27 protein-coding genes and 1 pseudogene are annotated in these 24,402 nt (G+C 59.0%); 22 read left to right on the forward strand and 6 right to left on the reverse strand.

The genetic code is table 11. From position 1 onward, the window contains the following. Together NV64_RS23410 and NV64_RS11060 are read left to right on the forward strand one after the other, a co-directional pair. Positions 1-338: pseudogene (locus NV64_RS23410) on the forward strand (MFS transporter); the annotation flags it as partial. Next, positions 335-1,522: an amidohydrolase gene (locus NV64_RS11060; RefSeq protein WP_101505929.1), complete on the forward strand. Its 1,188-nt coding sequence runs from the start codon at positions 335-337 to the stop codon at positions 1,520-1,522. The pseudogene NV64_RS23410 and the gene NV64_RS11060, both read left to right, overlap by 4 nt. 24 nt (positions 1,523-1,546) lie before the next feature. Here the strand turns inward: NV64_RS11060 and NV64_RS11065 are convergent, their stop codons facing one another. From NV64_RS11065 to NV64_RS11075, 3 genes are all read right to left on the reverse strand, one after another. Next, complete coding sequence (locus tag NV64_RS11065) at positions 1,547-2,416, reverse strand: phosphoribulokinase (RefSeq protein WP_101505930.1); 870 nt, start codon at positions 2,414-2,416, stop codon at positions 1,547-1,549. A gap of 108 nt (positions 2,417-2,524) precedes the next feature. After that, positions 2,525-2,743 carry a YheU family protein gene (locus tag NV64_RS11070; protein ID WP_056232501.1) on the reverse strand — a complete coding sequence of 73 codons (219 nt, stop codon included), beginning with the start codon at positions 2,741-2,743 and terminating at the stop codon, positions 2,525-2,527. Continuing rightward, complete coding sequence (locus tag NV64_RS11075) at positions 2,740-3,759, reverse strand: hydrolase (RefSeq protein ID WP_056232499.1); 1,020 nt, start codon at positions 3,757-3,759, stop codon at positions 2,740-2,742. Before NV64_RS11075 ends, NV64_RS11070 begins: the two co-directional genes overlap by 4 nt. Positions 3,760-3,817: 58 nt before the next feature. Between NV64_RS11075 and NV64_RS11080 the strand changes: the two genes are divergently transcribed. From NV64_RS11080 to tauD, 5 genes are all read left to right on the forward strand, one after another. Then, on the forward strand, positions 3,818-4,420 hold the full coding sequence (locus tag NV64_RS11080) for a LysE family translocator (protein WP_056232497.1): 603 nt from the start codon (positions 3,818-3,820) through the stop codon (positions 4,418-4,420). A gap of 430 nt (positions 4,421-4,850) precedes the next feature. Further along, positions 4,851-5,828 (forward strand): taurine ABC transporter substrate-binding protein, encoded by a 978-nt coding sequence (tauA, locus tag NV64_RS11085; RefSeq protein ID WP_101505931.1) that lies wholly within the window; start codon positions 4,851-4,853, stop codon positions 5,826-5,828. Positions 5,829-5,841: 13 nt separating this feature from the next. After that, positions 5,842-6,609 (forward strand): taurine ABC transporter ATP-binding subunit, encoded by a 768-nt coding sequence (tauB, locus tag NV64_RS11090; protein ID WP_056232494.1) that lies wholly within the window; start codon positions 5,842-5,844, stop codon positions 6,607-6,609. Beyond that, on the forward strand, positions 6,606-7,436 hold the full coding sequence (gene tauC / locus NV64_RS11095; protein WP_101505932.1) for a taurine ABC transporter permease TauC: 831 nt from the start codon (positions 6,606-6,608) through the stop codon (positions 7,434-7,436). The genes tauB and tauC overlap by 4 nt, the downstream gene beginning before the upstream one ends. Beyond that, complete coding sequence (tauD, locus tag NV64_RS11100; protein ID WP_056232491.1) at positions 7,433-8,272, forward strand: taurine dioxygenase; 840 nt, start codon at positions 7,433-7,435, stop codon at positions 8,270-8,272. The genes tauC and tauD overlap by 4 nt, the downstream gene beginning before the upstream one ends. Before the next feature lie 234 nt (positions 8,273-8,506). Here the strand turns inward: tauD and NV64_RS11105 are convergent, their stop codons facing one another. Beyond that, positions 8,507-9,232, reverse strand: a complete 726-nt coding sequence (locus NV64_RS11105) for an NUDIX domain-containing protein (protein WP_101505933.1) — start codon at positions 9,230-9,232, stop codon at positions 8,507-8,509. A gap of 211 nt (positions 9,233-9,443) precedes the next feature. On the opposite strand from NV64_RS11105, the gene prs reads away from it, so the two are divergent. Together prs and NV64_RS11115 are read left to right on the forward strand one after the other, a co-directional pair. Beyond that, entirely contained in the window at positions 9,444-10,319 is an 876-nt protein-coding gene (prs, locus tag NV64_RS11110) for a ribose-phosphate diphosphokinase (RefSeq protein WP_101505934.1), read from the forward strand. Next, complete coding sequence (locus NV64_RS11115) at positions 10,309-11,811, forward strand: nicotinate phosphoribosyltransferase (RefSeq protein WP_101505935.1); 1,503 nt, start codon at positions 10,309-10,311, stop codon at positions 11,809-11,811. Before prs ends, NV64_RS11115 begins: the two co-directional genes overlap by 11 nt. A gap of 69 nt (positions 11,812-11,880) precedes the next feature. On the opposite strand, the gene NV64_RS11120 is transcribed toward NV64_RS11115, so the two are convergent. Next, on the reverse strand, positions 11,881-13,782 hold the full coding sequence (locus NV64_RS11120) for an ABC transporter ATP-binding protein (protein WP_101505936.1): 1,902 nt from the start codon (positions 13,780-13,782) through the stop codon (positions 11,881-11,883). A 125-nt stretch (positions 13,783-13,907) separates the two neighbouring features. Here NV64_RS11120 and kefG point away from each other — a divergent pair, with 125 nt between their 5' ends. The 4 genes from kefG (at position 13,908) to slyD (ending at position 17,164) form a co-directional block, all read left to right on the forward strand. After that, positions 13,908-14,459, forward strand: coding sequence for a glutathione-regulated potassium-efflux system ancillary protein KefG (gene kefG / locus NV64_RS11125; protein WP_056232480.1), 552 nt, complete (start codon positions 13,908-13,910; stop codon positions 14,457-14,459). Next, the gene (gene kefB, locus NV64_RS11130; protein WP_056232478.1) at positions 14,460-16,265 is read left to right on the forward strand and encodes a glutathione-regulated potassium-efflux system protein KefB; all 1,806 of its coding nucleotides are present in this window, start codon (positions 14,460-14,462) and stop codon (positions 16,263-16,265) included. It abuts the gene before it with no gap. 16 nt (positions 16,266-16,281) lie between these two features. Beyond that, positions 16,282-16,482 carry a YheV family putative zinc ribbon protein gene (locus tag NV64_RS11135; RefSeq protein WP_056232790.1) on the forward strand — a complete coding sequence of 67 codons (201 nt, stop codon included), beginning with the start codon at positions 16,282-16,284 and terminating at the stop codon, positions 16,480-16,482. Between the two features lie 142 nt (positions 16,483-16,624). After that, on the forward strand, positions 16,625-17,164 hold the full coding sequence (slyD, locus tag NV64_RS11140; RefSeq protein WP_056232477.1) for a peptidylprolyl isomerase: 540 nt from the start codon (positions 16,625-16,627) through the stop codon (positions 17,162-17,164). Between the two features lie 480 nt (positions 17,165-17,644). Here the strand turns inward: slyD and NV64_RS11145 are convergent, their stop codons facing one another. Next, positions 17,645-17,863 (reverse strand): protein SlyX, encoded by a 219-nt coding sequence (locus NV64_RS11145; protein ID WP_056232475.1) that lies wholly within the window; start codon positions 17,861-17,863, stop codon positions 17,645-17,647. Positions 17,864-18,146: 283 nt separating this feature from the next. Between NV64_RS11145 and fkpA the strand changes: the two genes are divergently transcribed. The 9 genes from fkpA to NV64_RS11190 form a co-directional block, all read left to right on the forward strand. Continuing rightward, the gene (fkpA, locus tag NV64_RS11150) at positions 18,147-18,971 is read left to right on the forward strand and encodes an FKBP-type peptidyl-prolyl cis-trans isomerase (RefSeq protein ID WP_101505937.1); all 825 of its coding nucleotides are present in this window, start codon (positions 18,147-18,149) and stop codon (positions 18,969-18,971) included. 203 nt (positions 18,972-19,174) lie between these two features. After that, on the forward strand, positions 19,175-19,897 hold the full coding sequence (locus tag NV64_RS11155) for a transcriptional regulator (RefSeq protein ID WP_056232471.1): 723 nt from the start codon (positions 19,175-19,177) through the stop codon (positions 19,895-19,897). Then, complete coding sequence (gene tusD / locus NV64_RS11160) at positions 19,897-20,283, forward strand: sulfurtransferase complex subunit TusD (RefSeq protein WP_101505938.1); 387 nt, start codon at positions 19,897-19,899, stop codon at positions 20,281-20,283. Before NV64_RS11155 ends, tusD begins: the two co-directional genes overlap by 1 nt. After that, a complete protein-coding gene (tusC, locus tag NV64_RS11165) occupies positions 20,283-20,642 on the forward strand; it encodes a sulfurtransferase complex subunit TusC (protein ID WP_056232467.1) in 360 nt (119 codons plus the stop codon). Before tusD ends, tusC begins: the two co-directional genes overlap by 1 nt. A 7-nt stretch (positions 20,643-20,649) precedes the next feature. Beyond that, positions 20,650-20,937, forward strand: coding sequence for a sulfurtransferase complex subunit TusB (gene tusB / locus NV64_RS11170; RefSeq protein ID WP_056232465.1), 288 nt, complete (start codon positions 20,650-20,652; stop codon positions 20,935-20,937). A gap of 126 nt (positions 20,938-21,063) precedes the next feature. After that, complete coding sequence (gene rpsL / locus NV64_RS11175; RefSeq protein ID WP_056232463.1) at positions 21,064-21,438, forward strand: 30S ribosomal protein S12; 375 nt, start codon at positions 21,064-21,066, stop codon at positions 21,436-21,438. Between the two features lie 96 nt (positions 21,439-21,534). Beyond that, positions 21,535-22,005 (forward strand): 30S ribosomal protein S7, encoded by a 471-nt coding sequence (gene rpsG / locus NV64_RS11180; RefSeq protein ID WP_056232460.1) that lies wholly within the window; start codon positions 21,535-21,537, stop codon positions 22,003-22,005. Between the two features lie 93 nt (positions 22,006-22,098). After that, positions 22,099-24,213 carry an elongation factor G gene (fusA, locus tag NV64_RS11185; RefSeq protein WP_056232458.1) on the forward strand — a complete coding sequence of 705 codons (2,115 nt, stop codon included), beginning with the start codon at positions 22,099-22,101 and terminating at the stop codon, positions 24,211-24,213. 70 nt (positions 24,214-24,283) lie between these two features. Continuing rightward, a partial coding sequence (locus tag NV64_RS11190) for a GTP-binding protein (RefSeq protein WP_233208967.1) occupies positions 24,284-24,402 on the forward strand: 119 nt, incomplete at its 3' end.

The raw sequence follows: 24,402 nt of genomic DNA on the forward strand, positions 1-24,402 counted from the left end.
TGCTCGGCATCTATTTTTCCACCTCGCTGATGGCGACGATTGTCATTCTGATGATCACCAACGGTGCCACCTTCTGCACCTTTGTCTTTACCTTTACGCTGCCGTTGAAACGTTTCGAACCGCGCATTATGGGCACCACGGTGGGCTTTCTTAACGCCTGCGGTGTGGCCGGCGGGTTTATTGGCCCGATCGTCATCGGGTATCTGGTCGCGGCCAGCGGAGGGGACTACTTCACCAGCTTCCTGTTTATGATGGTCGCGATCGTGATTGCCGGGCTGGCGCTGCTGCCCGGCAGCCGGCGGCCGCTTATCTCACCGCAACATCAGGAGTCACTATGAACGCTGCAGTTGCTTCACTGATCGAGGATGTCACACCGCAGGTGGTCGCCTGGCGGCGGCATATTCATGCCAACCCCCATCTCTCCTTTTACGAGCAGGAGACGGCCGACTACGTGGCCGCGGAGCTGGCGAAGATGGGGCCATTGGCCCTGACGCGGCTGACGCCGAACAGCGTGCTGGCGGAGCTGACCGGCGCGCGCAGCGGCCCGTGCATTGCGCTACGCGCGGATATGGACGCCCTGCCGATCCAGGAGCTGAACGAGGAGCCGTTTACCTCACGCCATCCGGGAGTGATGCACGCCTGCGGACACGATGCGCACACTGCGATGCTGTTGGGCGCGGCCAAAGTGCTGTGCCAGCTGCGCTCGCAGATTGCCGGACGCGTGCGCTTCGTTTTCCAGCATGCCGAGGAGGTACCGCCCGGCGGAGCGCAGGAACTGGTGGAACTGGGGGCGATGCGGGACGTGCAGACGATCTTCGGCCTGCACGTGATGCCCGGTTTTCCCACCGGCACCGTCGGTTTTACCGAAGGGGTGTTCAGCGCCGCCAGCGACAACTTTGATCTGATCCTGCAGGGCACCGGCGCGCACGCGGCGATGCCGGATAAAAGCTGCGATCCGATCGTGATGGGGGCGGGGGTGGTGCACGCGCTGCAGCAGGTGGTGTCGCGGCGGCTGAACCCGAACGACCGCGCGGTGCTGACCGTGGCCAGCTTTCTTGCCGACGGTGGCTACAACGTGATCCCGGACAGCGCGCACCTCAGGGGTACGCTGCGCACGCTAAGCCGCGAGGCGCGCGAAGAGATCCCTAAGATGATGGAGCAGATGCTGGAGGGCCTGACCCGGGCCTCTGGCGGCAGCTACCAGCTGAACTGGACGCGCGGCTACGTCACCGGCGTTAACCACCGCGACGCCTGCCAGATCGCTGCAGAGAATGTCCGAGCCCAGCTGGGCGAGCAGGCGTTGAAAATTCTGCCGCACCCGATGTTCGGCTGTGAAGACTTTTCGGCCTACCAGCAGGTGGTGCCCGGCTGCTTCCTGTTTGTCGGTTCGGGCAACGAGGCAATCGGGGCCTGCTGGAATCTGCATAACCCCCACTTCCGCCTTGATGAGGCGGTGCTGCCGCTGGGCGTGAAGCTGCATATCGGGTTTATCCAGCGGCTGCTGATGGACGGGCGCACCTGACGGCCACCGTCCGAACGGCGGGGCTCAGACGATTTTTTTACCTTCGATCAGCCGTTGCACCAGCGGTGCCATGATCAGCTCCATCGCCAGGCCCATCTTACCGCCGGGCACGACCAGGGTTTTCATATGCGAGATAAAGGAGCCCTGCAGCATGGCGAGCAGATACGGGAAGTCGATATCCTCCAGACCCTGGAAATGGATCACCACAAAACTCTCGTCGAGCGAGGGAATGCCGCGGGCGGCGAAGGGGTTGGAGGTATCCACCGTCGGCACCCGCTGGAAGTTGAGGTGGGTGCGCGAGAACTGTGGCGTAATAAAGTTGATGTAGTCCTCCATCGAGCGCACCACCGAATCCATCACCGCCTCGCGCGAGTGGCCGCGCTCGCTGGTGTCACGTACCAGCTTCTGGATCCATTCGAGGTTGACGATCGGCACCACGCCCACCAGCAGGTCAACGTGGTCTGCCACGCTGTGCTGCGGCGTTACCACGCCGCCGTGCAGCCCCTCATAGAACAGCACGTCGGTCGGTTCCGGCAGCGGCTGCCACGGGGTGAAGGTGCCCGGCACCTGGTTCCACGGCACCGCTTCATCATAGGTGTGCAGATACTTGCGTGACTGGCCCTTACCGCTGCGGCCATACCCGGCGAAGGTCTGCTCCAGCAGGCCGAAATCGTTAGCCTCCGGCCCGAAATAGCTGATGTGTTTCCCCATGTCACGTGCCTTACGGATGGCCATATCCATCTCCGGGCGGGTAAAACGGTGAAAGCTGTCGCCTTCCACCTCGGCCGCGCGCAGATTAAGCTGCTGGAATATTTTCCTGAACGCCAGGCTGGTGGTGGTGGTTCCTGCCCCGCTGGAGCCGGTGACGGCGATAACCGGATGTTTGGCTGACATGACGGACAACTCCCTTAAACTTCGAACCCAGGCTGCATTGGTATCACGTTTGGCGCGGTAATGTCACCAGTGCTGCATGCGCCGCCTGACCCGGCCAGCGCGTTATCGTCACTCCCTGAACTGGCCGCGCGGCATGATATTGACGGTTTCATGCAGTTCAGACCACATCAGCACTACCTCGCCGCTGACCAGCTGGCGCCGCACGTCGTCCACCTTCTCGGCCAGCGTGCGCTCCTGCTCGCCATAGTCGGTGCCTTCGCGCAGCACAAAGGCTTCCAGCAGGCTATCAAGGGTTTCAGGGTTAAGATCGCGCCAGGGAATAATCATCGTTGCTCCAGCCAGGGGGTAAGCCACTGTGGAATGCGCTGCTCCAGCCACATCTGTGGCTGACGCAGGGTTCCACCTACAAATCCGACATGCCCGCCGTGCTGCGTCAGCTGATAGTCAACGCAGGCCGGCAGCAGTGCGGGGTCGGGGATCACTTCAGGGGTCATAAAAGGGTCGTCGCTGGCGTGCACGATCAGCAGCGGTTTACGCACGCCGGGCAGCAGCGGCAGGGCGCTGCAGCGGCGATAGTAGTCGGTGGCATCGGCAAAGCCGTGAGCGCGGGCGGTGATCGCATCATCAAAGTCGCGCAGCTGGCGCAGGGACGCCAGCTGTTGCAGATCGACCGGCAGCGTACCGGGCCACGCCAGCAGCTTGCGGCGGGCGTTCTGCTTCAGCAGGTTCAGCAGATAGCGCTGGTAGACGCGGGAAAATCCCTGCTCCAGCCGCCGGCTGCAGGGCTCCAGCATCAGCGGCGCAGAGACCACCACCCCGGCGTCCAGCAGACACGCGTCCCCCTGTTTTCCCATCAGGCAGGCCAGCATATTGCCGCCGAGGGAGATGCCTACCGCGGCGGTCGGTACGTCGCCCCACGTCTCACGCAGCCACCGCAGGAAGAAGCTGGCATCTTCCGTTTCGCCGGAATGATAGATGCGGTTCAGGCGATTCGGCGTACCGCTGCAGCCGCGAAAATGCATCACCACACCCAGCCAGCCGCGCGCCTGCCATGCCTGCATCAGGCCGTGGGCATAGGGGCTGTTGAAACTACCCTCCAGGCCGTGGAACAGCACCACGCGCGGTTTGTGGCGCGCCTGCGCCGGGTCTTCGCTCCAGGCCAGATCGACAAAATCGCCGTCCGGCAGGGTCAGGCGCTGCCAGTGGGGGCGCAGGGCAATGCGGCGGCGCAGCAGGCGCGGCAGAATCGTCTGCAGGTGCGGATTGGCCGCGCCCGGCAACGGGTGAAAAGCCTCGCCGGGGCGGGGGGCGAAATTTATAACGTCCGGGCTTGTTGAATCCATGGCTCGCTGTTAGCTTCATCGGGTTAACGATCGGTAGTGGGTGAGAGGCGCCCGTTGTATGGAACTGAGTCTGTTTTTATCTATGTTAGGCTTTCTTTGGGTCGCTGCCATCACGCCGGGCCCTAATAATATGTTACTCACCGCTTCCGGTGCCAGGTTTGGTTTGCTGCGTTCGCTGATGCTGCTGGTGGGCATCATGATCGGTATGCAGCTGATGCTGCTCATGGTGGCCTTTGGCGTTGGTGGCCTGATCCTGCTCTATCCCGCGCTGCATCTGCTGCTGAAAATTGCCGGTAGCCTCTACCTGCTGTGGCTGGCGTGGAAAATCGGCAGCGCCGGGTATGAAGAGCTGAACACCGATGCCGCCCCGGCCACACCGATGCCGTTCTGGCAGGGCGGGCTGCTGCAGCTGATCAACCCGAAAGCCTGGCTGATGGCGCTGGGCGCGGTAGCCAGCTTCAGCCTGGCGGGGGAGGCCTATCTGCACTCGGTGCTGGCCATCAGTTTCGGCATGGCGCTGGTGAATCTGGTCTCAGGGATTATCTGGATCGGCTTCGGGGCGCTGATCGGCCGCATTCTGCGCAGCCGTCGGGCGTGGCGCCTGTTCAACGTGGCGATGGGGCTGCTCACCGCCGCCTGTGTGCTGCTGATCTGGCGCTGAGGGCTGGGGGCTGGTCGCCTGTCACTCCGGCTACTGGCTCAGGGAGCCTGTCCACTCCGTCAAGACGCAAAAAGCGTCATCCGTGACAGCCCGGCACGGCAACTCCCTGTGCCGTGACGCTTTACTCCCTGTACAGGCTCCCATCGCCTCAGATTCGGTGTCGTCTGCCGGGTGCGGACTGAAACAGCGACATCAGCACTTTCGGACAGACCCGATACGCCGGGCACCTGAATCCACAGCGACCAGCCTGAACGTAATGAGGCCGTACACGGTTTATAACACCGGCTAATCCCGCTTTTTTGCATTGAATTGCTGTCTTTTTTCTAAGCAGATTTCGGTATAACAGAGAATTTTTAATTACTTTATTACGATAGTGCCGCCCGGTTACAAAGGAGGGGTTCACCCATAACAATAATTTTCGGAGCGGGCTATGGCGGGTAAATTTTCACTTTCAATTTTAGCAGCGGCACTGTCGCTGACGGCACTCAGCGTTCAGGCGGTGGATGTCACCATCGCTTATCAGACCTCAGCAGAACCGGCCAAAGTGGCGCAGGCCGACGGCACGTTTGCCAAAGAGAGCGGGGCAAAGGTCGACTGGCGTAAGTTTGACAGCGGCGCCAGCGTGGTGCGCGCGCTGGCCTCCGGCGACGTGCAGATCGGCAATATCGGCTCCAGCCCGCTGGCGGTAGCCGCCAGCCAGGGCGTGCCGATCGAGGTGTTCCTGCTGGCGTCCCAGCTCGGCAACTCCGAGGCGCTGGTGGTCAAAAAGAGCATTAAGGACCCGAAAGAGCTGATCGGTAAGCGCATCGCGGTGCCGTTTATCTCCACCACCCATTACAGCCTGCTGGCCTCGCTGAAACACTGGGGCATCAAGCCGGGCCAGGTGCAGATCGTGAATCTGCAGCCGCCGGCGATTATTGCGGCCTGGCAGCGCGGCGATATCGACGGTGCTTACGTCTGGTCACCGGCGGTGAATCAGCTGGAGAAGGATGGCAACGTGCTAACCGACTCGGCGCAGGTGGGCAAATGGGGTTCCCCAACGCTCGACGTCTGGGTAGTGCGCAAGGACTTCGCCGAGAAGCATCCTGAGGTGGTCACCGCCTTCGCCCGCAGCGCGCTGGCCCCGCAGAAAGCCTATATCGATAACCCGGATGCGTGGCTGAAGCAGGACGACAACCTTGAGAAGCTGGCGCGCCTGAGCGGCGTGCCGAAAGAGGACGTGCCGGTGCTGGTGAAGGGTAATACCTACCTGACCGCGCAGCAGCAGATCGAACAGCTCAACGGCCCGGTGAACAAAGCGATTGTCGATACCGCTGGCTTCCTGAAAGAGCAGGGCAAGGTGCCACAGGCGGGCAGCGATTACAGCAGCTTCGTTACCGACCGCTTTATCCAGCCGCTGACTAAATAACCGGAGGTTGCCGATGCTTGCCGTTTCTCATCTTCACGCCAGCTATCAGGGCAAGCCTGCGCTGCAGGATATCAATCTGTCGATCGGCAACGGCGAGCTGGTGGTGGTGCTGGGGCCTTCCGGCTGTGGCAAAACCACGCTGCTCAACCTGATTGCCGGGTTCCTGCCGGCCGACAGCGGCAGCATCACGCTGGACGGCCAGCCGGTACGCGGGCCGGGTGCCGACCGCGGCGTGGTGTTCCAGAATGAAGGGCTTCTGCCGTGGCGCAACGTGCTGGATAACGTCGCCTTCGGCTTACAGCTGGCGGGCGTGGAGAGGACGGAACGCCATGCGGTGGCGCGACGTGTGCTGAAAAAGGTCGGGCTGGAGGGCGCGGAGAAGCGCTGGGTCTGGCAGCTTTCCGGCGGCATGCGTCAGCGGGTGGGCATTGCCCGCGCGCTGGCGGCCGATCCGCGCCTGCTGCTGCTGGATGAACCCTTTGGCGCGCTGGATGCGTTTACCCGTGAACAGATGCAGGAGCTGCTGCTGACCCTGTGGCGCGACAGCGGCAAGCAGATCCTGTTAATTACCCACGATATTGAAGAAGCGGTATTTCTGGCCAGTGAGCTGGTGCTGTTGTCGCCAGGCCCCGGCCGGGTGGCGGAGCGGCTGGCGCTGGATTTCGGCCGCCGCTACGCTGCCGGTGAAAGCTGCCGGGCGATCAAATCCGATCCGGCGTTTATCGAACGCCGTGAATATGTGCTCAGCCGGGTGTTCCATCAGCGCGAGGTGTTTATATGAGTTCCCTGACCAGTGAAAAAGTGGCACCGCGCCGTCGTTTGCGCCTGCGCTGGCCGCTGAATCGCCAGCTGACGCTGAGCCTCTCTACCCTGACGGTGCTTATTGCAGTTTGGTGGGCGATTACCGCCCTGCAGCTGATCGGCCCGCTGTTCTTACCGCCGCCGCAGCAGGTGCTGCAGAAGCTGTTAACCATTGCCAGCCCGGCAGGCTTTATGGACGCCACGCTGTGGCAGCATCTGGGGGCCAGCCTGACGCGTATTCTGATTGCCCTGCTGGCCGCAGTGGCAATTGGCGTGCCGGTGGGCATTTTTATGGGCCTGAACGAGACCGTGCACGGTATTCTCGACCCGCTGATTGAGCTGTACCGTCCGGTGCCGCCGCTGGCCTATCTGCCGCTGATGGTGATCTGGTTCGGTATTGGCGAAACCTCGAAAATATTACTGATCTATCTGGCGATCTTCGCGCCGGTGGCGATGTCCGCCGTGGCCGGGGTGAAAAGCGCCCAGCAGGTGCGGCTGCGCGCCGCACGTTCCCTGGGTGCCAGCCGCTGGCAGGTGCTGTGGTATGTGGTGCTGCCCGGTGCGCTGCCGGAAATTCTTACCGGTTTACGCATCGGGCTGGGCGTCGGCTGGTCAACGCTGGTGGCCGCCGAGCTGATCGCCGCCACCCGTGGTCTTGGTTTTATGGTGCAGTCGGCGGGGGAGTTCCTGGCCACTGATGTGGTGCTGGCCGGTATTACGGTAATCGCCTTAATTGCTTTTGCGCTGGAGCTGGGGCTGCGCGCCCTGCAGCGTCGTTTAACCCCCTGGCATGGAGTACAGCAATGAACGAACGTATTAAAATTGAAGCGCTGGGGCCTTATATCGGCGCGCTGGTGAGCAACGTCGATCTGACCCGCCCGCTGAGCGACGGCCAGTTTGAGCAGCTCTATCACGCGCTGATCCGCCATCAGGTGCTGTTCCTGCGCGACCAGCATGTGACGCCGCAGCAGCAGCGCCAGCTGGCGCTGCGCTTCGGTGATTTGCATATCCACCCGGTCTACCCGCATGCGCCGGGCGTGGAAGAGATTATCGTGCTGGATACCCACGACAATAATCCGCCGGACAACGACAACTGGCATACCGACGTGACCTTTATTGAAACGCCGCCAGCCGGGGCGATCCTTGCCGCCAAACAGCTGCCGGAAACCGGCGGCGATACGCTGTGGGCCAGCGGTATCGCGGCGTTTGATGCGCTGTCTGAGCCGCTGCAAACCCTGCTCAGCGGCCTGCTGGCCGAGCACGATTTCCGTAAGGCGTTTCAGGAGTATAAATATCGCGGCAGCGAAGAGGAGCATCAGCGCTGGCAGCAGGCGGTGGCGAAGAACCCGCCGGTGGTGCATCCGGCGATCCGTACCCACCCGGTGAGCGGCAGAAAGGCGCTGTTCGTCAACGAAGGTTTTACCACGCGGCTGGTGGGCGTGAAGGAGAAGGAGAGTGACGCGCTGCTGAACTTCCTGTTCGCACACATCACCAAGCCGGACTTCCAGGTGCGCTGGCGCTGGCAGGTGGGCGACGTGGCGATCTGGGATAACCGGGTGACGCAGCACTATGCCAATGCGGACTATCTGCCGGCGCGCAGGATCATGCACCGGGCCACCATCCTCGGCGACAAACCCTTCTAAAACCGTCCGTACCGGGCTGCGACCGCGTTGCTGCGGCCCTTCGCGATGCTCACATACTGATGTATGCTCCGCTCGCTCAGCGCCTTGCGCCTTGTCTCGCTCCGGTACGATCGGTTTTTTCACTTGCCTTCCGTACCGAGCTGCGACCGCGTTGCTGCGGCCCTTCGCGATGCTCACATACTGATGTATGCTCCGCTCGCTCAGCGCCTTGCGCCTTGTCTCGCTCCGGTACGATCACTCCTCACTCATCAGGTTGCGCGAGAAATGATGAATGTCGGCGCCAGGCTTAAGGCGGTAAAGCTTCGCCTTACGGGCACCGGTAGCGACGCTCTCGCCGGTTTCTTCAAACATCTCTGAGGCGTCAAAGCGACGGATCAGGCTTTTACGCTGCACCGGGCGAGCGAGGATCGTCTCAGTAACCTCCTGTAACTGGGTCAGGGTAAAGGCGGCGGGCAGGCAGTACACCGGCAGCAGGGAGTAGAGCGTTTTCTGCCGCAGCCGCTGCAGCGCGTCGGCAACGATCTGCTGGTGGTCAAAGGCGATGTCGCTGCGCTGTGCCAGCCCGGCCACCGGCTGCCACTGTGCATCGCTGACGTCGTTACTGCCGGCAGAACAGGCTTCGGCGGCGATCAGCGCGTACCACGCCGTGGTCAGGCTCCAGCCGCGCGGGTCTCGGTCGGGCCCCGAGTAGGTGGCCAGCTGCTCGAGCCACGGCGGATTGACGCCGGTCTTTTCCCGCAGCTTGCGTAGCGCGGTGTCGCGCGTGGATCCATCCTGCAGCAGGTCGATAAATCCCCCCGGTAACCCCCAGAGGCCGCGCTGCGGATGCCTGGCGCGCTGTACCAGCAGCACGCACAGCTGCTGCTGCCAGAGGCTGAACAGCACGCTGTCGACGGTGACGATCGGGGACGGATAGCGTGAAGCGTCGTACTGCGCCAGATACTCGTGTTCTGATGACATAGCATTACCTGCAGGAAGTGTCGCTCGGACACATTACCAGCGGCGGAGTCATCATTCAATCTTTCCACCCGCGCTGACAACTTTATCACTCTTAAAATCAATTGGTTAAACATCATTTTTGTGCCAGTGTGATTTTTCGCTTGTCAATTAATGTCTCTTGGACAATTATATAAATGTCCCTGTGACATTAATTGAGTTAAAGGAGTCGGTGATGATGAAACTGCAGTTAACGCTTGATGGTCAGGATGTGGCGCTGGAAAGCGGACGTTTTCCAGACGGTGCGGTCTGGGAGCGCGTCAGCGGGCCGTTGGATCCACAGGCGGAAAGCCTGACGCTGCGTGCCAGCGCGATGCAGACCCTCGATGACCTGATGCGGGTCGCCCAGGTGCTCGACGCGGTACGTCAGCGCTGCCTGCTGCGTCAGACCTGGCTTGAGCTGCCGTGGCTGCCCTACGCCCGTCAGGACCGCACAATGCGTGACGGCGACAGTTTCGCCCTCAGGGTGTTTGCCGGTTTTCTCAATCAGCTGCGCTTTGATCGGGTGGTGGTGTTGGATCCGCACAGCGACGTGGCTGCCGCCGTGGTTGACCGTATGGTCACCATTCCCCAGCACCGCTGCCTGATCCACAGCCGTTCGCTGCTGGCCGCCCTTGAGCAGGGCATGATGCTGATTGCCCCGGACGCCGGCGCGCTGAAAAAGGTGCATGCGCTGGCGCAGCAGGTGAAGGCAGCTGAGTACGGCATTCTCGGCAAGCATCGCGATATCGCCAGCGGTGCGCTGAGCGGTTTTGAACTGCTGAAAGGTGACGTGGCGGGCAGGGACGTGCTGATTGCCGACGACCTGTGCGATGCCGGTGGCACCTTTATCGGTTCGGCGGCGGTATTGCGGGCCGCCGGCGCGCGCTCGGTCAGCCTGTACGTTACCCACGGTCTGTTCAGTAAAGGCGTTGAGCACCTGCTGAGCCAGGGCATTGACCGCATCTGGACCACCACTTCGCTGGGCGGCGCTGAACCGGCGCAGGAAGGCGTTGAACGCGTTGATATCGCCACCATTTACCGCAGTGAAGGAGCAAACCATGCAAATTAATCCGATTCTGGCTATCGATGGTTACAAAACCTCGCACCGTGAGCAGTACCCGCAGGGGACAAACCGGGTTTATTCCAACTTTACGCCGCGCGGTAAGCGCTATTTTCAGTCGCCGCTGGCGGATGAGTCGCTGGTGTTCTTTGGTCTGCAGGGATTTTTGCAGTGGTTTATGGTCGACCTGTTTAACCAGCAGTTCTTCGCCCAGCCGGAAGAGCAGGTAGTGGGGGAGTATCAGCAACTGATGGACAGCTACCTCGGGGAGAACAGCGTCAGCGTTGAGCACATCCGTGCGCTGCACCGCCTTGGCTATCTGCCGCTGGAGATCAAAAGCCTGGACGAAGGCAGCAAAGTGCCGATGAAGGTGCCGGTGCTGACCCTTACCAATACCCTGGGCGAGTTCTTCTGGCTGGTGAATTACCTCGAGAGCGTGATGTCGGCCGAGCTGTGGAAATCCTCCACCACCGCCACCGTCGCGCACCACTATCGCCAGATCTGCCAGCGCTGGGCCGAACGCACCTGTGACGACGTGGCGCACCTTGATTTTCAGTGCCATGACTTTTCGTTCCGCGGCATGTCCGGGGTGCACGATGCGGCACAGTCCGGCGTCGGCCATCTGCTGAGCTTTACCGGCACCGACAGCCTGCCGTCGATTCTCTATGCCCAGCGCTACTACCGTCCGGCGGCAGGCACCTTTATCGGCGGCAGCATCCCTGCCACCGAGCACAGCGTAATGTGCATGGGCGAGGAGCAGGGCGAGATCGCCACTTTCCGTCGCCTGCTGACCGAGCTCTATCCGCGCGGGCTGGTTTCGATCGTGTCCGATACCTGGGACTACTGGAAGGTGCTGACCGGGTACAGCCGTGAGCTTAAACCGGAAATCATGGCGCGTGAGGGGCGGCTGGTGTTCCGCCCGGACAGCGGTGACCCGGTCGAAATACTGTGCGGCAGCGGCGACGACCAGGATCGCGACCCTGCGCGCAGCGCGCAGCAGAAAGGCTCGGTGGAGGTGCTGTGGGAGATCTTTGGCGGCACGGTCAATGCCAGAGGCTATAAGGTGCTCGACCCGCACGTCGGCCTGATTTACGGCGATTCGATTACGCTGGAACGGGCGAACGAGATCCTCAGCCGGCTGGAGGCAAAAGGCTTCGCCAGCAGCAACGTGGTGTTCGGCGTCGGCTCATATACCTACCAGTACCACACGCGTGATACCTTCGGCTTCGCGATGAAAGCAACCTATGGGGAAGTGAACGGTGTGGGGCGGGAGATCTTTAAACAGCCGAAAACCGATAATGGCCTGAAAAACTCCGCGCGTGGCCTGCTGCGGGTAGAAAAAGACCGGCAAGGGAACTATCGTCTGCTGGATGGCCAGAGCTGGCAGCAGGAACAGGGGGGAGAGCTGAAAACCCGCTTCCTGAACGGTAAACTGCTCAACGTTGAGGATCTGACCACGCTGCGCCAGCGGCTGGCGGCGGAATTAAGGCGGGAACGCTGAGCGGGGCGGCACAACGATGCGCCCCGGCGATCGGAGCGGGGGGACGACGGGCCGTCATCCCCCGTTATCTCAGCCGTTCATGATTGATTCAAGCTGTTCCTGCGCCTCCAGCCATTCCATCTCACACTCTTCCAGCGCCGATTTGGCGCTGGCCTGCTGCTGCAGGGCGGCGGTCAGGTCTGTTTTGCGGCTCTGCTCGTAAATCGCGGTATCGCCCAGCTTGTTTTCAGCGTCGGCCAGCTGCGCGTTGTGCTTCTCCATCTGCTTTTCCAGCTTTTCAATCTGCCTGCGCAGCGGCTGGGTCTGGGTGCGCAGTTCGGCATCGCGGCGTTTCTGATCCTTACGCGCCTGGGCGCTGTTGGCACCCTCGGCTTTCGGTGACGCGTCGGCCAGAACCTGCTTCTGCAGGTCGCTCAGCCACTGCTGGTAATCTTCCAGATCGCCGTCGAAGGGTTCGACCTTGCCATCGTGCACCAGGTAAAGGTCGTCGGTGGTGGAACGCAGCAGGTGGCGATCGTGCGATACCACCACCAGCGCGCCTTCGTAGTCGATCAGCGCTTCGGTCAGCGCCTGGCGCATATCCAGATCCAGGTGGTTGGTCGGTTCGTCGAGCAGCAGCAGGTTAGGACGCTGCCAGACGATCAGCGCCAGCACCAGCCGCGCTTTCTCGCCGCCTGAGAAGCGCTGGGTCTGCTCCGTCACTTTGTCGCCCTGGAAACCAAAGCCGCCGAGGTAGTCGCGTAGCTGCTGTTCCAGAATTTTAGGCGCCAGCCGGGCCAGGTGCTGCAGCGGTGATTCGTCGGCGCGCAGGAACTCCAGCTGATGCTGGGCAAAGTAACCGAGCTTAATACCCTTCGCCAGGCCGATCTCACCGGCCTGCGGAGCCAGTTCACCGGCCAGCAGCTTGATCAGCGTCGACTTACCGGCGCCGTTACGCCCGAGCAGCCCGATGCGCGAACCCGGCACCAGGTTCAGCTTGATCGAGTTAAGGATCTTTTTATCGCCGTAGCCGGCGCTGACCTTCTCCATCTTCAGCAGCGGGTTCGGCAGGCTTTCCGGCTCGCGGAAGCTGAAGGTAAACGGGTTATCGACGTGCGCCGGGGCAATCAGCTCCATGCGTTCGAGCATTTTGATGCGGCTCTGCGCCTGCTTGGCCTTGGTGGCCTTGGCCTTGAAGCGGTCGATAAAACTCTGCAGATGCGCCACCTTCTGCTGCTGGTGTTCAAACATCGACTGCTGCTGCGCCAGTTTGGTGGCGCGCTGGATCTCAAACGAGCTGTAGTTGCCGGTGTATTCGAAGATGCTCTGCTGTTCAATATGCAGGATCTTATCGACCACCGGGTCGAGGAAGTCGCGGTCGTGCGAGATAAGGATCAGCGTGCCGCTGTAGCTTTTCAGCCAGCGTTCCAGCCAGATCACCGCGTCAAGGTCGAGGTGGTTGGTCGGTTCATCGAGCAGCAGCAGATCGGAGCGGCAGATCAGCGCCTGGGCCAGGTTGAGGCGCATGCGCCAGCCGCCGGAGAAATCGCTGACCGGGCGCTGCAGTTGTTCCTGGCTAAAGCCCAATCCGCTTAGCAGGCTGGCGGCGCGGGACTGTATGGTCCATGCCTGAATGGCATCCAGCTTGCCGTGCAGCGTGGCGATAGCGTGGCCGTCGTTAATTTCATTCGCGCGATCTAATTCAGACTGCAGCTGACGAAATTCGCGGTCGCCGTCGATAACATACTCAACGGCGGGCATATCCAGCGCCGGCGTTTCCTGGTTGACCCAGGCCAGCGACCAGCTGCCGGGATAGCTGAAGCTGCCGGCATCGGCGCTTATCTCGTTTTTCAGCAGGGACAGCAGGGTGGATTTGCCGCAGCCGTTTTTGCCCACCAGGCCCACTTTCTGGCCGGGGTTGATGGTCGCGGTGGCGTTATCCAGCAGGACGCGCACGCCGCGACGTATTTGTAACGAGGAGAAGACAATCATAAGCGCCGTTAGTCCATAATATGTTAAATTAATCCATCATAAATAAGTTTCCGGAATCACTGATTCCGTTGCGTCGAGCATGGTAGCGGATTTCGCCTGCCGTGACGACGATTTGGAGGGGAATGATGTCGCAGCCGCCTAAGGTCCTGCTGTTGTATGCCCATCCGGAGTCACAGGACTCGATTGCCAATCGCGTTTTGCTACAACCGGCCCGGCGCCTGGAACATGTGACGGTCCATGACCTGTACGCAGAGTATCCGGATTTTTTTATTGATATTCACCGCGAGCAACAGCTGCTGCGCGAACATCAGATTATCGTTTTTCAACATCCGCTTTATACCTACAGCTGCCCTGCTCTGCTGAAAGAGTGGCTGGACCGCGTGCTGTCGCGCGGCTTTGCCAGCGGCCCCGGTGGCAACGTGCTGGAGGGTAAATACTGGCGCAGCGTGATCACCACCGGAGAGCCGGAGGCCGCCTACCACCAGGAAGGGCTGAACCGTTACCCGATGTCAGACATTATGCGGCCCTTTGAACTGACCGCGCAGATGTGCCGCATGCACTGGATGACGCCGATGATTATTTACTGGGCGCGTCGCCAGACGGCTGACGTGATGCAAAATTATGCCCGCGCCTACGGCGACTGGCTGGGCAATCCGCTGCCCTATGGAGGAGTGTAAATGGAAGGTCAAAGCCTCCTGACCGCGGGAGTGGTTTATCTGTTTGCCGCGGTGATTGCGGTACCGATCGCCGCCCGGCTCGGTATTGGCGCGGTGCTCGGCTATCTGCTGGCGGGGATCGCCATCGGCCCGTGGGGACTCGGTTTTATCAGTGACGTGGATGAGATCCTGCACTTCTCCGAGCTGGGCGTGGTGTTTCTGATGTTTATCATCGGGCTGGAGCTGAACCCGTCTAAGCTGTGGCAACTGCGGCGCTCGATCTTCGGCGTCGGTGCCGCGCAGGTGATTCTGAGCGCCGCAATCCTTGGCGGCCTGCTCTACCTGACCGACTTCTCCTGGCAGGCGGCGCTGATTGGCGGTATCGGCCTGGCGATGTCCTCCACCGCCATGGCGCTGCAGCTGATGCGTGACAAAGGCATGAACCGCAGCGAATCCGGTCAGCTCGGCTTCTCGGTGCTGCTGTTCCAGGACCTGGCGGTGATCCCGGCACTGGCGCTGGTGCCGCTGCTGGCCGGCGGCGACAGCGGTCATACCGACTGGATGAAGGTGGGCATGAAGGTGCTGGCGTTTGCCGGCATGCTGGTCGGCGGGCGCTATCTGCTGCGGCCGATCTTCCGCTTTATCGCTGCCTCCGGCGTGCGGGAAGTGTTTACCGCCGCGTCGCTGCTGCTGGTGCTGGGCTCGGCGCTGTTTATGGACGCGCTGGGGCTGTCGATGGCGCTGGGCACCTTTATCGCCGGGATCCTGCTGGCGGAGAGTGAGTACCGTCACGAGCTGGAGACGGCGATCGACCCGTTTAAAGGGCTGCTGCTGGGGCTGTTCTTCATCTCGGTCGGGATGGCGCTTAACCTGGGCGTGCTCTATACCCATATCATTGAGATCCTGATCGGCGTGGTCGGCCTGGTGGCGGTAAAAACCGGCGTGCTTTACCTGCTGGCGCGGATCTACGGCCTGCGCAGTTCTGAACGTCTGCAGTTCTCCGGCGTGCTGAGCCAGGGCGGGGAGTTTGCCTTTGTGCTGTTCTCCGCGGCGTCGTCGGCGAAGCTGTTTAGCGGCGATCAGATGCCGCTGCTGCTGGTGACGGTCACGCTGTCGATGATGACGACGCCGTTGCTGATGCAGGGCGTGGATAAAATTCTTGAACGGCGTTTCAACGAGCCCGATGAGAGCGCGGAGAAACACTTTGTCGAGGACGATAAGCCGCAGGTGATCGTGGTCGGCTTCGGCCGCTTTGGTCAGGTGGTGGGGCGTCTGCTGATGGCGAATGACAAGCGGGTCACCGTGCTGGAGCGCGATATCAGCGCGGTCAGCCTGATGCGTAAATATGGCTACAAGGTCTATTACGGCGATGCCACCGAGCTGGAGCTGTTACGCGCCGCCGGGGCAGAAACCGCGCAGTCGATCGTGATAACCTGCAACGATCCGGAAGACTCGATGCATATCGTGCACCTGTGCCAGCAGCACTTCCCGCATCTGGCGATCCTCGCCCGCGCCCGCGGCCGCGTGGAGGCACACGAACTGTTGCAGGCCGGCGTGACCCAGTTCTCGCGTGAAACCTTCAGCAGCGCGCTGGAGCTGGGCCGCAAGTCGCTGATCTCCGTCGGCATGCACCCGCACCAGGCGCACCGTGCGCAACAGCACTTTCGCCGGCTGGATATGCGCATGCTGCGTGAGCTGATGCCGAGCCACGACGACAGCGTGCAGATCTCCCGCGTGAAAGAAGCGCGGCGCGAGCTGGAAGATATCTTCCGCACCGAGATGAAATACGAAAAAAGTCAGTATGACGGCTGGGATGAGCAGCATTAACCACGAACTCAACGAGATGATTATGCGTAAACGTTTTATCGCTGGGGCCACCTGTCCGAAGTGCCAGCAGAAAGATACCCTGGCGCTGTGGCGCGAGAATAATGTCGATGTGGTTGAGTGCGTTAAGTGTGGGCATCAGATGCGCGAGGCGGACAAACAGGTGCGTAAAGAGGTGCGTGAAAACGAACAGGTCATCGGCATTTTTCACCCGGAGTAGCGCGATCGCCCCGCTTTTTTTATGCTTAAGGGTACAGCCGCGGTTGAAATTCGATACAATTGCCGCCACTTAGAGTCCTCCCGCTGAAGGTTAAAACCAGCGGGAATACGAATTCACGCTCTCAACGGTTTTAGGAGTCATCATGAAAGTAGCAAAAGACCTCGTGGTCAGCCTGGCATACCAGGTACGTACAGAAGACGGTGTGTTGGTTGATGAATCCCCGGTGAGTGCACCGCTGGATTACCTGCACGGTCACGGTTCCCTGATCTCCGGCCTGGAAAAAGCGCTGGAAAATCGCGAGCCAGGCGACAAGTTTGACGTTAAGATCGAAGCTAACGACGCTTACGGCCAGTTCGATGACAACCTGGTGCAGCGCGTACCGAAAGACGTCTTTATGGGCGTGGACGAACTGCAGGTTGGCATGCGCTTTATGGCGGAAACCGATCAGGGCCCGGTGCCGGTTGAAATTACCGAAGTGGAAGACGAGCACGTGGTGGTTGACGGTAACCACATGCTGGCCGGTCAGAACCTGAGCTTCAACGTGGAAGTCGTTGCGGTGCGTGAAGCGACCGAGGAAGAGCTGGCCCACGGCCACGTTCACGGCGAGCACGGTCATCACCACGACCACGACCATGACCACGAAGGTGGTTGTGGTACCGGCGGCTGCGGCTGCAGCCACTGATCTTCCGTCGTCTTTCGCGCTGCGGGTGCGTTTACCGCCTTCCTGCAGCACGAAATAATCGGAATATCTGTCAAAGAGGTCACGCAGATGCGTGGCCTTTTTTTTGGTTGCTTCGTGTACAGGCTCCCATCGTTTCAGATTCTGGGTGGTCTGCACATCGTCAGCGGGTATTGCGGCGGGCTCTATGTCTGCGCCGGACTGTAGCAGCAACCTCAGAACTTTCGGGCAATCGGGTATATCCGGGTTAGCGGACCGTCGACGGCCATGGATGGCCGGCGCCGAGCGTACAGGGACGTATTTACAGCGTGTCCGCGTTCCGGATATACCCGATAAGCCAGGCTCGCGAACCGGCAGCGACTTCTGCCAGCGATGCACCTGATACGCCGGTCACCCGAACCGACAGCGGCTTCTGCCAGCGATGCGTCCGATACGCCTGGCATCCGATCCTGCAGCAGCAGCTCTGCGCAGCCATTCTGAACATTAGTAATGCGGAGGAGGGGTTTCTTCGGATTGTGAGGCAATGAGGGATGGCGCTGCTTCCTTTAATTTATCGGTTAGCAGGCGCATCTGTTCGCGCAGGCGGGCCATCTCCAGCTGATGCTGAACCACCGTTTCGTTGAGTTCATCGATAGTGTGATCCTGAAACGCCAGTTTGCTTTCCAGCCGCTCCAGCCGCTCTTCCAGCCATGATTGTTGCATTATGTTTCCTCCTGTTACTACCTGCGGCGCTTTCTCGGCGCGAATTGTCCGATTCTAAGGGTAAAAGGCAGGCGAAAACAGGTAAAATGACGTAGATTGGCCGCCAGAGGTTGAAAAGTCGTACCGCTGACGCCACTGAAGGTGGTGAAACTTTCGGGCAATCACGCGGTCGGAAGTTAACTTTAGTTTTATGCAGGGGAGCGCCCCTGAGACCCGTTACAGCACAGACCGCCGGTCTGCCAACGATTCCCCGGGGTGAGATGCTTCGGTTTTGGAGAAATGGATGAAATCACTGTTTAAAGTTACTTTATTAGCTACCACTCTGGCTGCGGCGTTCACCGCACCGCTGGCCATCGCTGCCGACGCTGCTGCGGCTCCTGCTGCTCAGCAGGCGCCAAAAAACGCGGCGTTCAAGAACGATGACCAGCAGTCGGCTTATGCGCTGGGTGCTTCTCTGGGCCGCTACATGGAGAACTCCCTGAAGGAGCAGGAAAAACTGGGCATCGCTCTGGATAAAAACCAGCTGATTGCCGGCGTTCAGGATGCGTTTGCGGGTAAAAGCAAGCTGACTGACCAGGAAATCGAGCAGACCCTGCAGTCCTTTGAAGGCCGTGTGAAAGGTGCCGCTCAGGCCAAGATGGAGAAAGACGCGAAAGAGAACACCGCTAAAGGTGAGGCTTACGCAGCGAAATTCGCCAAAGAGAAGGACGTGAAGAAAACGGAATCCGGCCTGCTCTACCTGGTAGAGAAAGCGGGTGCCGGTGAGTCACCGAAAGACAGCGATACCGTGGTGGTGAACTACAAAGGTACCCTGGTTGACGGCACCGAGTTCGATAACTCTTACACCCGCGGCGAGCCACTGTCATTCCGTCTGGACGGCGTGATCCCAGGCTGGACCGAAGGCCTGAAGCAGGTCAAGAAGGGTGGCAAAATCAAGCTGGTGATCCCACCGGCGCTGGCCTACGGCCAGAATGGCGTTCCGGGCATTCCGGCTAACTCTACGCTGGTATTCGAGGTTGAGCTGCTGGACATCAAACCGGCCGCTAAAGCCGACGAGAAAGCAGAACAGCCTGCAGCAGCAGCGGCTGATAAAGCCAAAGCGCAGTAATTGTATCACCGCCACCTGCGGGTGGCGGTGCTCCCGCCTGCGATTAATTCCTGTTTCCACTGGCTTTTAACCCGTGCAATTTCCGTGGAAAGGTCGGGACACGGCTTTCCCATATTTGCTAGACTAGCCAGCGCGCATTATAACTAAGAATGAGTCTGCCCTTGCGCCGTGTGACAGGCTCTTGTCAGAGGGTGGTGTCGTCAATGTCTAATTCCCTGTTTTCCGGTGATGTTGCGGATTCGGATCTGCTTGAGCAGCGTCCTTTCCTGCCCGGTGACTTCGAAATTTTAAAATCTTATGAGGCCGTGGTTGACGGTCTGGCGATGCTGATAGGTTCGCATTGCGAAATTGTGCTGCATTCGCTGGAAGATTTGAAATGCTCTGCGGTGAGGATCGCTAACGGTGAACATACCGGGCGAAAAATTGGTTCTCCTATCACCGATCTGGCGTTGCGCATGCTGCATGATATGACCGGTGCCGACAGCAACGTCTCTAAAGCCTATTTTACCCGTGCCAAAAGCGGCGTGCTGATGAAGTCAGTGACCATCGCTATCCGCAATCGTGACAAGCGGGTGGTGGGGCTGCTGTGCATCAACATGAACCTCGACGTGCCGTTCTCGCAGATCATGGCGACCTTTATGCCGCCGGAGACGCAGGAAGTGGCCTCTTCGGTTAACTTTGCCTCATCGGTGGAAGACCTGGTGATGCAGACGCTGGAGTTCACCATTGAGGAAGTCAGTACCGATCGCAACGTCTCTAACAACGCCAAGAACCGGCAGATCGTGTTGAACATGTATGAGAAGGGAATTTTCGACATTAAAGACGCGATCAATCAGGTGGCGGACCGCCTGAACATCTCTAAACATACGGTTTATCTCTACATCCGTCAGTTTAAGAACGGCGACTTCCACGGTCAGGACAAGTAGTGCGCTTCAGCCTGATGGTGACCGGCCCAGCCTACGGCACCCAGCATGCCAGCAGCGCGCTGCTGTTTGCCCGTGCGCTGCTGGAGCAGGGGCACGCGTTGGAGAGTATCTTCTTCTATCGGGAGGGGGTGCTGAACGCCAGCCTGCTGAACGCTCCCGCCAGCGATGAGTGTGATTTAACGCGCCAGTGGCAGCAGCTGCATCAGCAACACGGGGTGGCGCTGAACATTTGCGTGGCGGCGGCTCTGCGCCGGGGCATCAGCGACGAGCGTGAAGCGTTGGCGCTGGGGCTGCCCACGGCCAACCTTGCCGCGGGCTTTCAGTTAACCGGCCTGGGGGCGCTGGCAGAAGCGCTGCTCGGCTGTGAGCGGATGGTACAGTTCTGATGAAACGCATCGCTTTTGTCTTCAGCCATGCGCCGCACGGCTCCAGCGGCGGGCGGGAAGGGCTGGACGCCGCGCTGGCCACCTCAGCGCTGAGCGACGAGATTGCGCTGTTCTTTGTCAGCGACGGCGTGCTGCAGTTGACCAGCGGCCAGCGGCCCGGGCAGATTCTGGCGCGTAACTACATCGCCACCTTTGGCGTGTTGCCGTTGTACGACGTCGACCGCTGCTACCTGTGTGCGGCGGCGCTGGCGGAGCGTGGTCTGAGCGAAACGCTGCCGCGGGTGCTGGACGCCGAGGTTCTGTCTCCGGCCGAACTGAGCGAGCTGCTGCACCAGTACGACCGCGTACTGGTCTTCTGAGGTCACCATGCTCCATACGTTAATGAGTTCACCGTTCCACTGCGATCTGCCGGCGTTACAGCGTCTGCTGGCCGCTGGCGACGATCTGCTACTGCTGCAGGATGGGGTGCTGGCGGCCCTGGCAGGCAGTCAGGCGCTTGAATCGCTACAGCTTGCCCCCATATCGATCTACGTGCTGAAGGACGATGTGGAGGCGCGTGGGCTTTCTGCTCAAATTTCGACCAGTGTGATGCAGGTAGGCTATACTGACTTCGTCAGGCTGACGGTCAAACATCCGCAACAAATGACCTGGTAAATGCGGTAATCCTGGTTATTTCTTGACACCTTTTAAGCTCAGCTCTAAAATTCCGCGGCCTCGTGATTCTGCGAGGCGATTTATTACGTGTTTACGAAGCAAAAGCTAAATTCCAGGAGCTATTTAATGGCAACAGTTAATCAGCTGGTTCGCAAACCACGCTCAAGCAAGGTTGCTAAAAGCAACGTGCCTGCGCTGGAAGCCTGCCCGCAGAAACGTGGTGTATGTACTCGTGTATACACTACTACCCCGAAAAAACCGAACTCCGCACTGCGTAAAGTATGCCGTGTTCGTTTGACTAACGGTTTTGAAGTTACCTCCTACATCGGCGGTGAAGGTCATAACCTGCAGGAACACTCCGTGATCCTGATCCGTGGCGGTCGTGTTAAAGACTTGCCAGGTGTGCGTTACCACACCGTTCGTGGCGCGCTGGACTGCTCAGGTGTTAAAGACCGTAAGCAGGCCCGCTCCAAGTACGGCGTGAAGAAGCCAAAGGCTTAATGGTTCTCCGTTAAGTAAGGCCAAACGTTTTAACTTAAATGTCAAAATAAACTCGTAGAGTTTTGGACAATCCTGAATTAACAACGGAGTATTTCCATGCCACGTCGTCGCGTCATTGGTCAGCGTAAAATTCTGCCAGATCCTAAGTTCGGATCTGATCTGCTGGCTAAATTTGTAAATATCCTGATGGTAGATGGTAAAAAATCTACCGCTGAAACAATCGTTTATACCGCGCTGGAGACCCTGGCTCAGCGTTCTGGTAAAAACGCACTGGAAGCTTTTGAAGTAGCCCTGGACAACGTCCGCCCAACCGTGGAAGTTAAATCCCGTCGCGTTGGTGGTTCTACTTATCAGGTTCCGGTTGAAGTTCGTCCGGTTCGTCGTAATGCCCTGGCAATGCGCTGGATCGTTGAAGCTGCTCGTAAACGCGGTGATAAATCTATGGCTCTGCGCCTGGCGAACGAACTTTCTGATGCTGCAGACAACAAAGGTACTGCAGTTAAGAAACGTGAAGACGTTCACCGTATGGCCGATGCCAACAAGGCGTTCGCTCACTACCGCTGGTAACAGCTCTGTAGTTGTTATTAACCCAGCGGGCGTTCAAGTAGCCAACCCGCTGGGATTTACTAACTTAGAACGTCCGAGAATCAGAGGAATCAAATGGCTCGTAAAACACCCATTGAGCGCTACCGTAACATCGGTATCAGTGCGCACATCGACGCCGGTAAGACCACAACTACCGAACGCGTTCTGTTCTACACCGGTGTAAACCACAAAATCGGTGAAGTACATGACGGCGCAGCAACCATGGACTGGATGGAGCAGGAACAGGAACGTGGTATTACCATCACATCCGCTGCGACCACCTGTTACTGGTCTGGTATGGCTAAACAGTTTGAGCCGCACCACGTGAACATCATCGACACCCCGGGACACGTTGACTTCACCATCGAAGTTGAGCGTTCTATGCGTGTGCTTGATGGCGCAGTAATGGTTTACTGTGCAGTTGGTGGCGTTCAGCCACAGTCTGAAACCGTATGGCGTCAGGCTAACAAATATAAAGTTCCACGCATCGCGTTCGTTAATAAAATGGACCGCATGGGTGCAAACTTCCTGAAAGTTGTTGATCAGATGCAAAAACGCCTGGGTGCAAACCCGGTGCCATTGCAGCTGGCTATCGGCGCTGAAGAAAAATTCACCGGGGTTGTTGACCTGGTGAAAATGAAAGCGATCAACTGGAACGAAGCCGATCAGGGCGTGACCTTCGAATACGAAGAGATCCCAGCTGATATGCAGGAACTGGCAGAAGAATGGCATGCGAAGCTGGTTGAAGCCGCAGCTGAAGGCTCTGATGAGCTGATGGAGAAATTCTTTGGCGGCGAAGAGCTGACTGAAGAAGAGATCAAAACTTCTCTGCGTAAGCGCGTTCTGAACAGCGAAATCATTCTGGTCACCTGTGGTTCTGCATTTAAGAACAAAGGTGTTCAGGCGATGCTGGATGCGGTTGTTGAATATCTGCCAGCACCGACTGACGTTACCGCGATTAACGGTATGTTAGACGATGGCAAAGACACTCCGGCTGTTCGTCACTCAGACGACAACGAGCCGTTTGCTGCTCTGGCGTTCAAAATCGCTACCGACCCGTTTGTAGGTAACCTGACCTTCTTCCGCGTTTACTCCGGTGTGGTTAACACGGGCGATACCGTGTTCAACCCGGTTAAGTCAAACCGTGAGCGTCTGGGCCGTATTGTTCAGATGCACGCTAACAAGCGTGAAGAGATCAAAGAAGTTCGTGCGGGCGACATCGCAGCGGCGATCGGCCTGAAAGATGTGACCACGGGTGACACCCTGTGTGATCCGGACAACGTGATCATTCTTGAGCGTATGGAATTCCCTGAGCCGGTAATCTCCATCGCCGTTGAGCCGAAAACCAAAGCTGACCAGGAAAAAATGGGTCTGGCTCTGGGTCGTCTGGCGAAGGAAGATCCATCGTTCCGCGTTTGGACTGATGAAGAAACCAACCAGACCATCATCGCTGGTATGGGTGAGCTGCACCTCGACATCATCGTTGACCGCATGAAGCGTGAATTCAACGTTGAAGCGAACGTCGGTAAACCTCAGGTTGCTTACCGTGAAGCGATTCGCGCGAAAGTTACCGATATCGAAGGTAAACACGCCAAGCAGTCTGGTGGTCGTGGTCAGTACGGTCATGTTGTTATCGACATGTACCCACTGGAGCCGGGCTCTAACCCTAAAGGTTACGAGTTCATCAACGACATCAAAGGTGGTGTAATCCCTGGTGATTTCATCCCTGCGGTTGATAAAGGTATCCAGGAGCAGCTGAAGTCAGGTCCTCTGGCGGGTTATCCGGTGGTTGATCTGGGCGTTCGTCTGCACTTCGGTTCTTACCATGACGTTGACTCCTCTGAGCTGGCATTTAAACTGGCGGCTTCTATCGCGTTCAAAGACGGCTTCAAGAAAGCAACTCCGGTACTGCTTGAGCCGATCATGAAGGTTGAAGTAGAGACTCCGGAAGAGAACACCGGTGACGTTATCGGTGACCTTAGCCGTCGTCGTGGTATGCTCAAAGGACAGGAATCTAACGCTACTGGCGTTCAGATCCACGCTGAAGTTCCGCTGTCCGAAATGTTCGGATACGCGACTCAGCTGCGTTCTCTGACTAAAGGCCGTGCTTCATACTCTATGGAGTTCCTGAAGTACGATGATGCGCCGAACAACGTCGCTCAGGCCGTTATTGAAGCTCGTAGCAAATAAGCTACAGTTTTAAAATATTGATCCTATGCTCTCACCAAAGGGTGAGAGCATTAAAGTAAGGAATATAGTCGTGGCTAAAGAGAAATTTGAACGTTCCAAACCGCACGTCAACGTAGGTACTATCGGCCACGTTGACCACGGTAAAACTACCCTGACTGCTGCTATCACCACCGTTCTGGCTAAAACCTA

The sequence above is a fragment of the Erwinia sp. B116 genome (assembly GCF_002865965.1).
GTDB lineage: Bacteria > Pseudomonadota > Gammaproteobacteria > Enterobacterales > Enterobacteriaceae > Erwinia.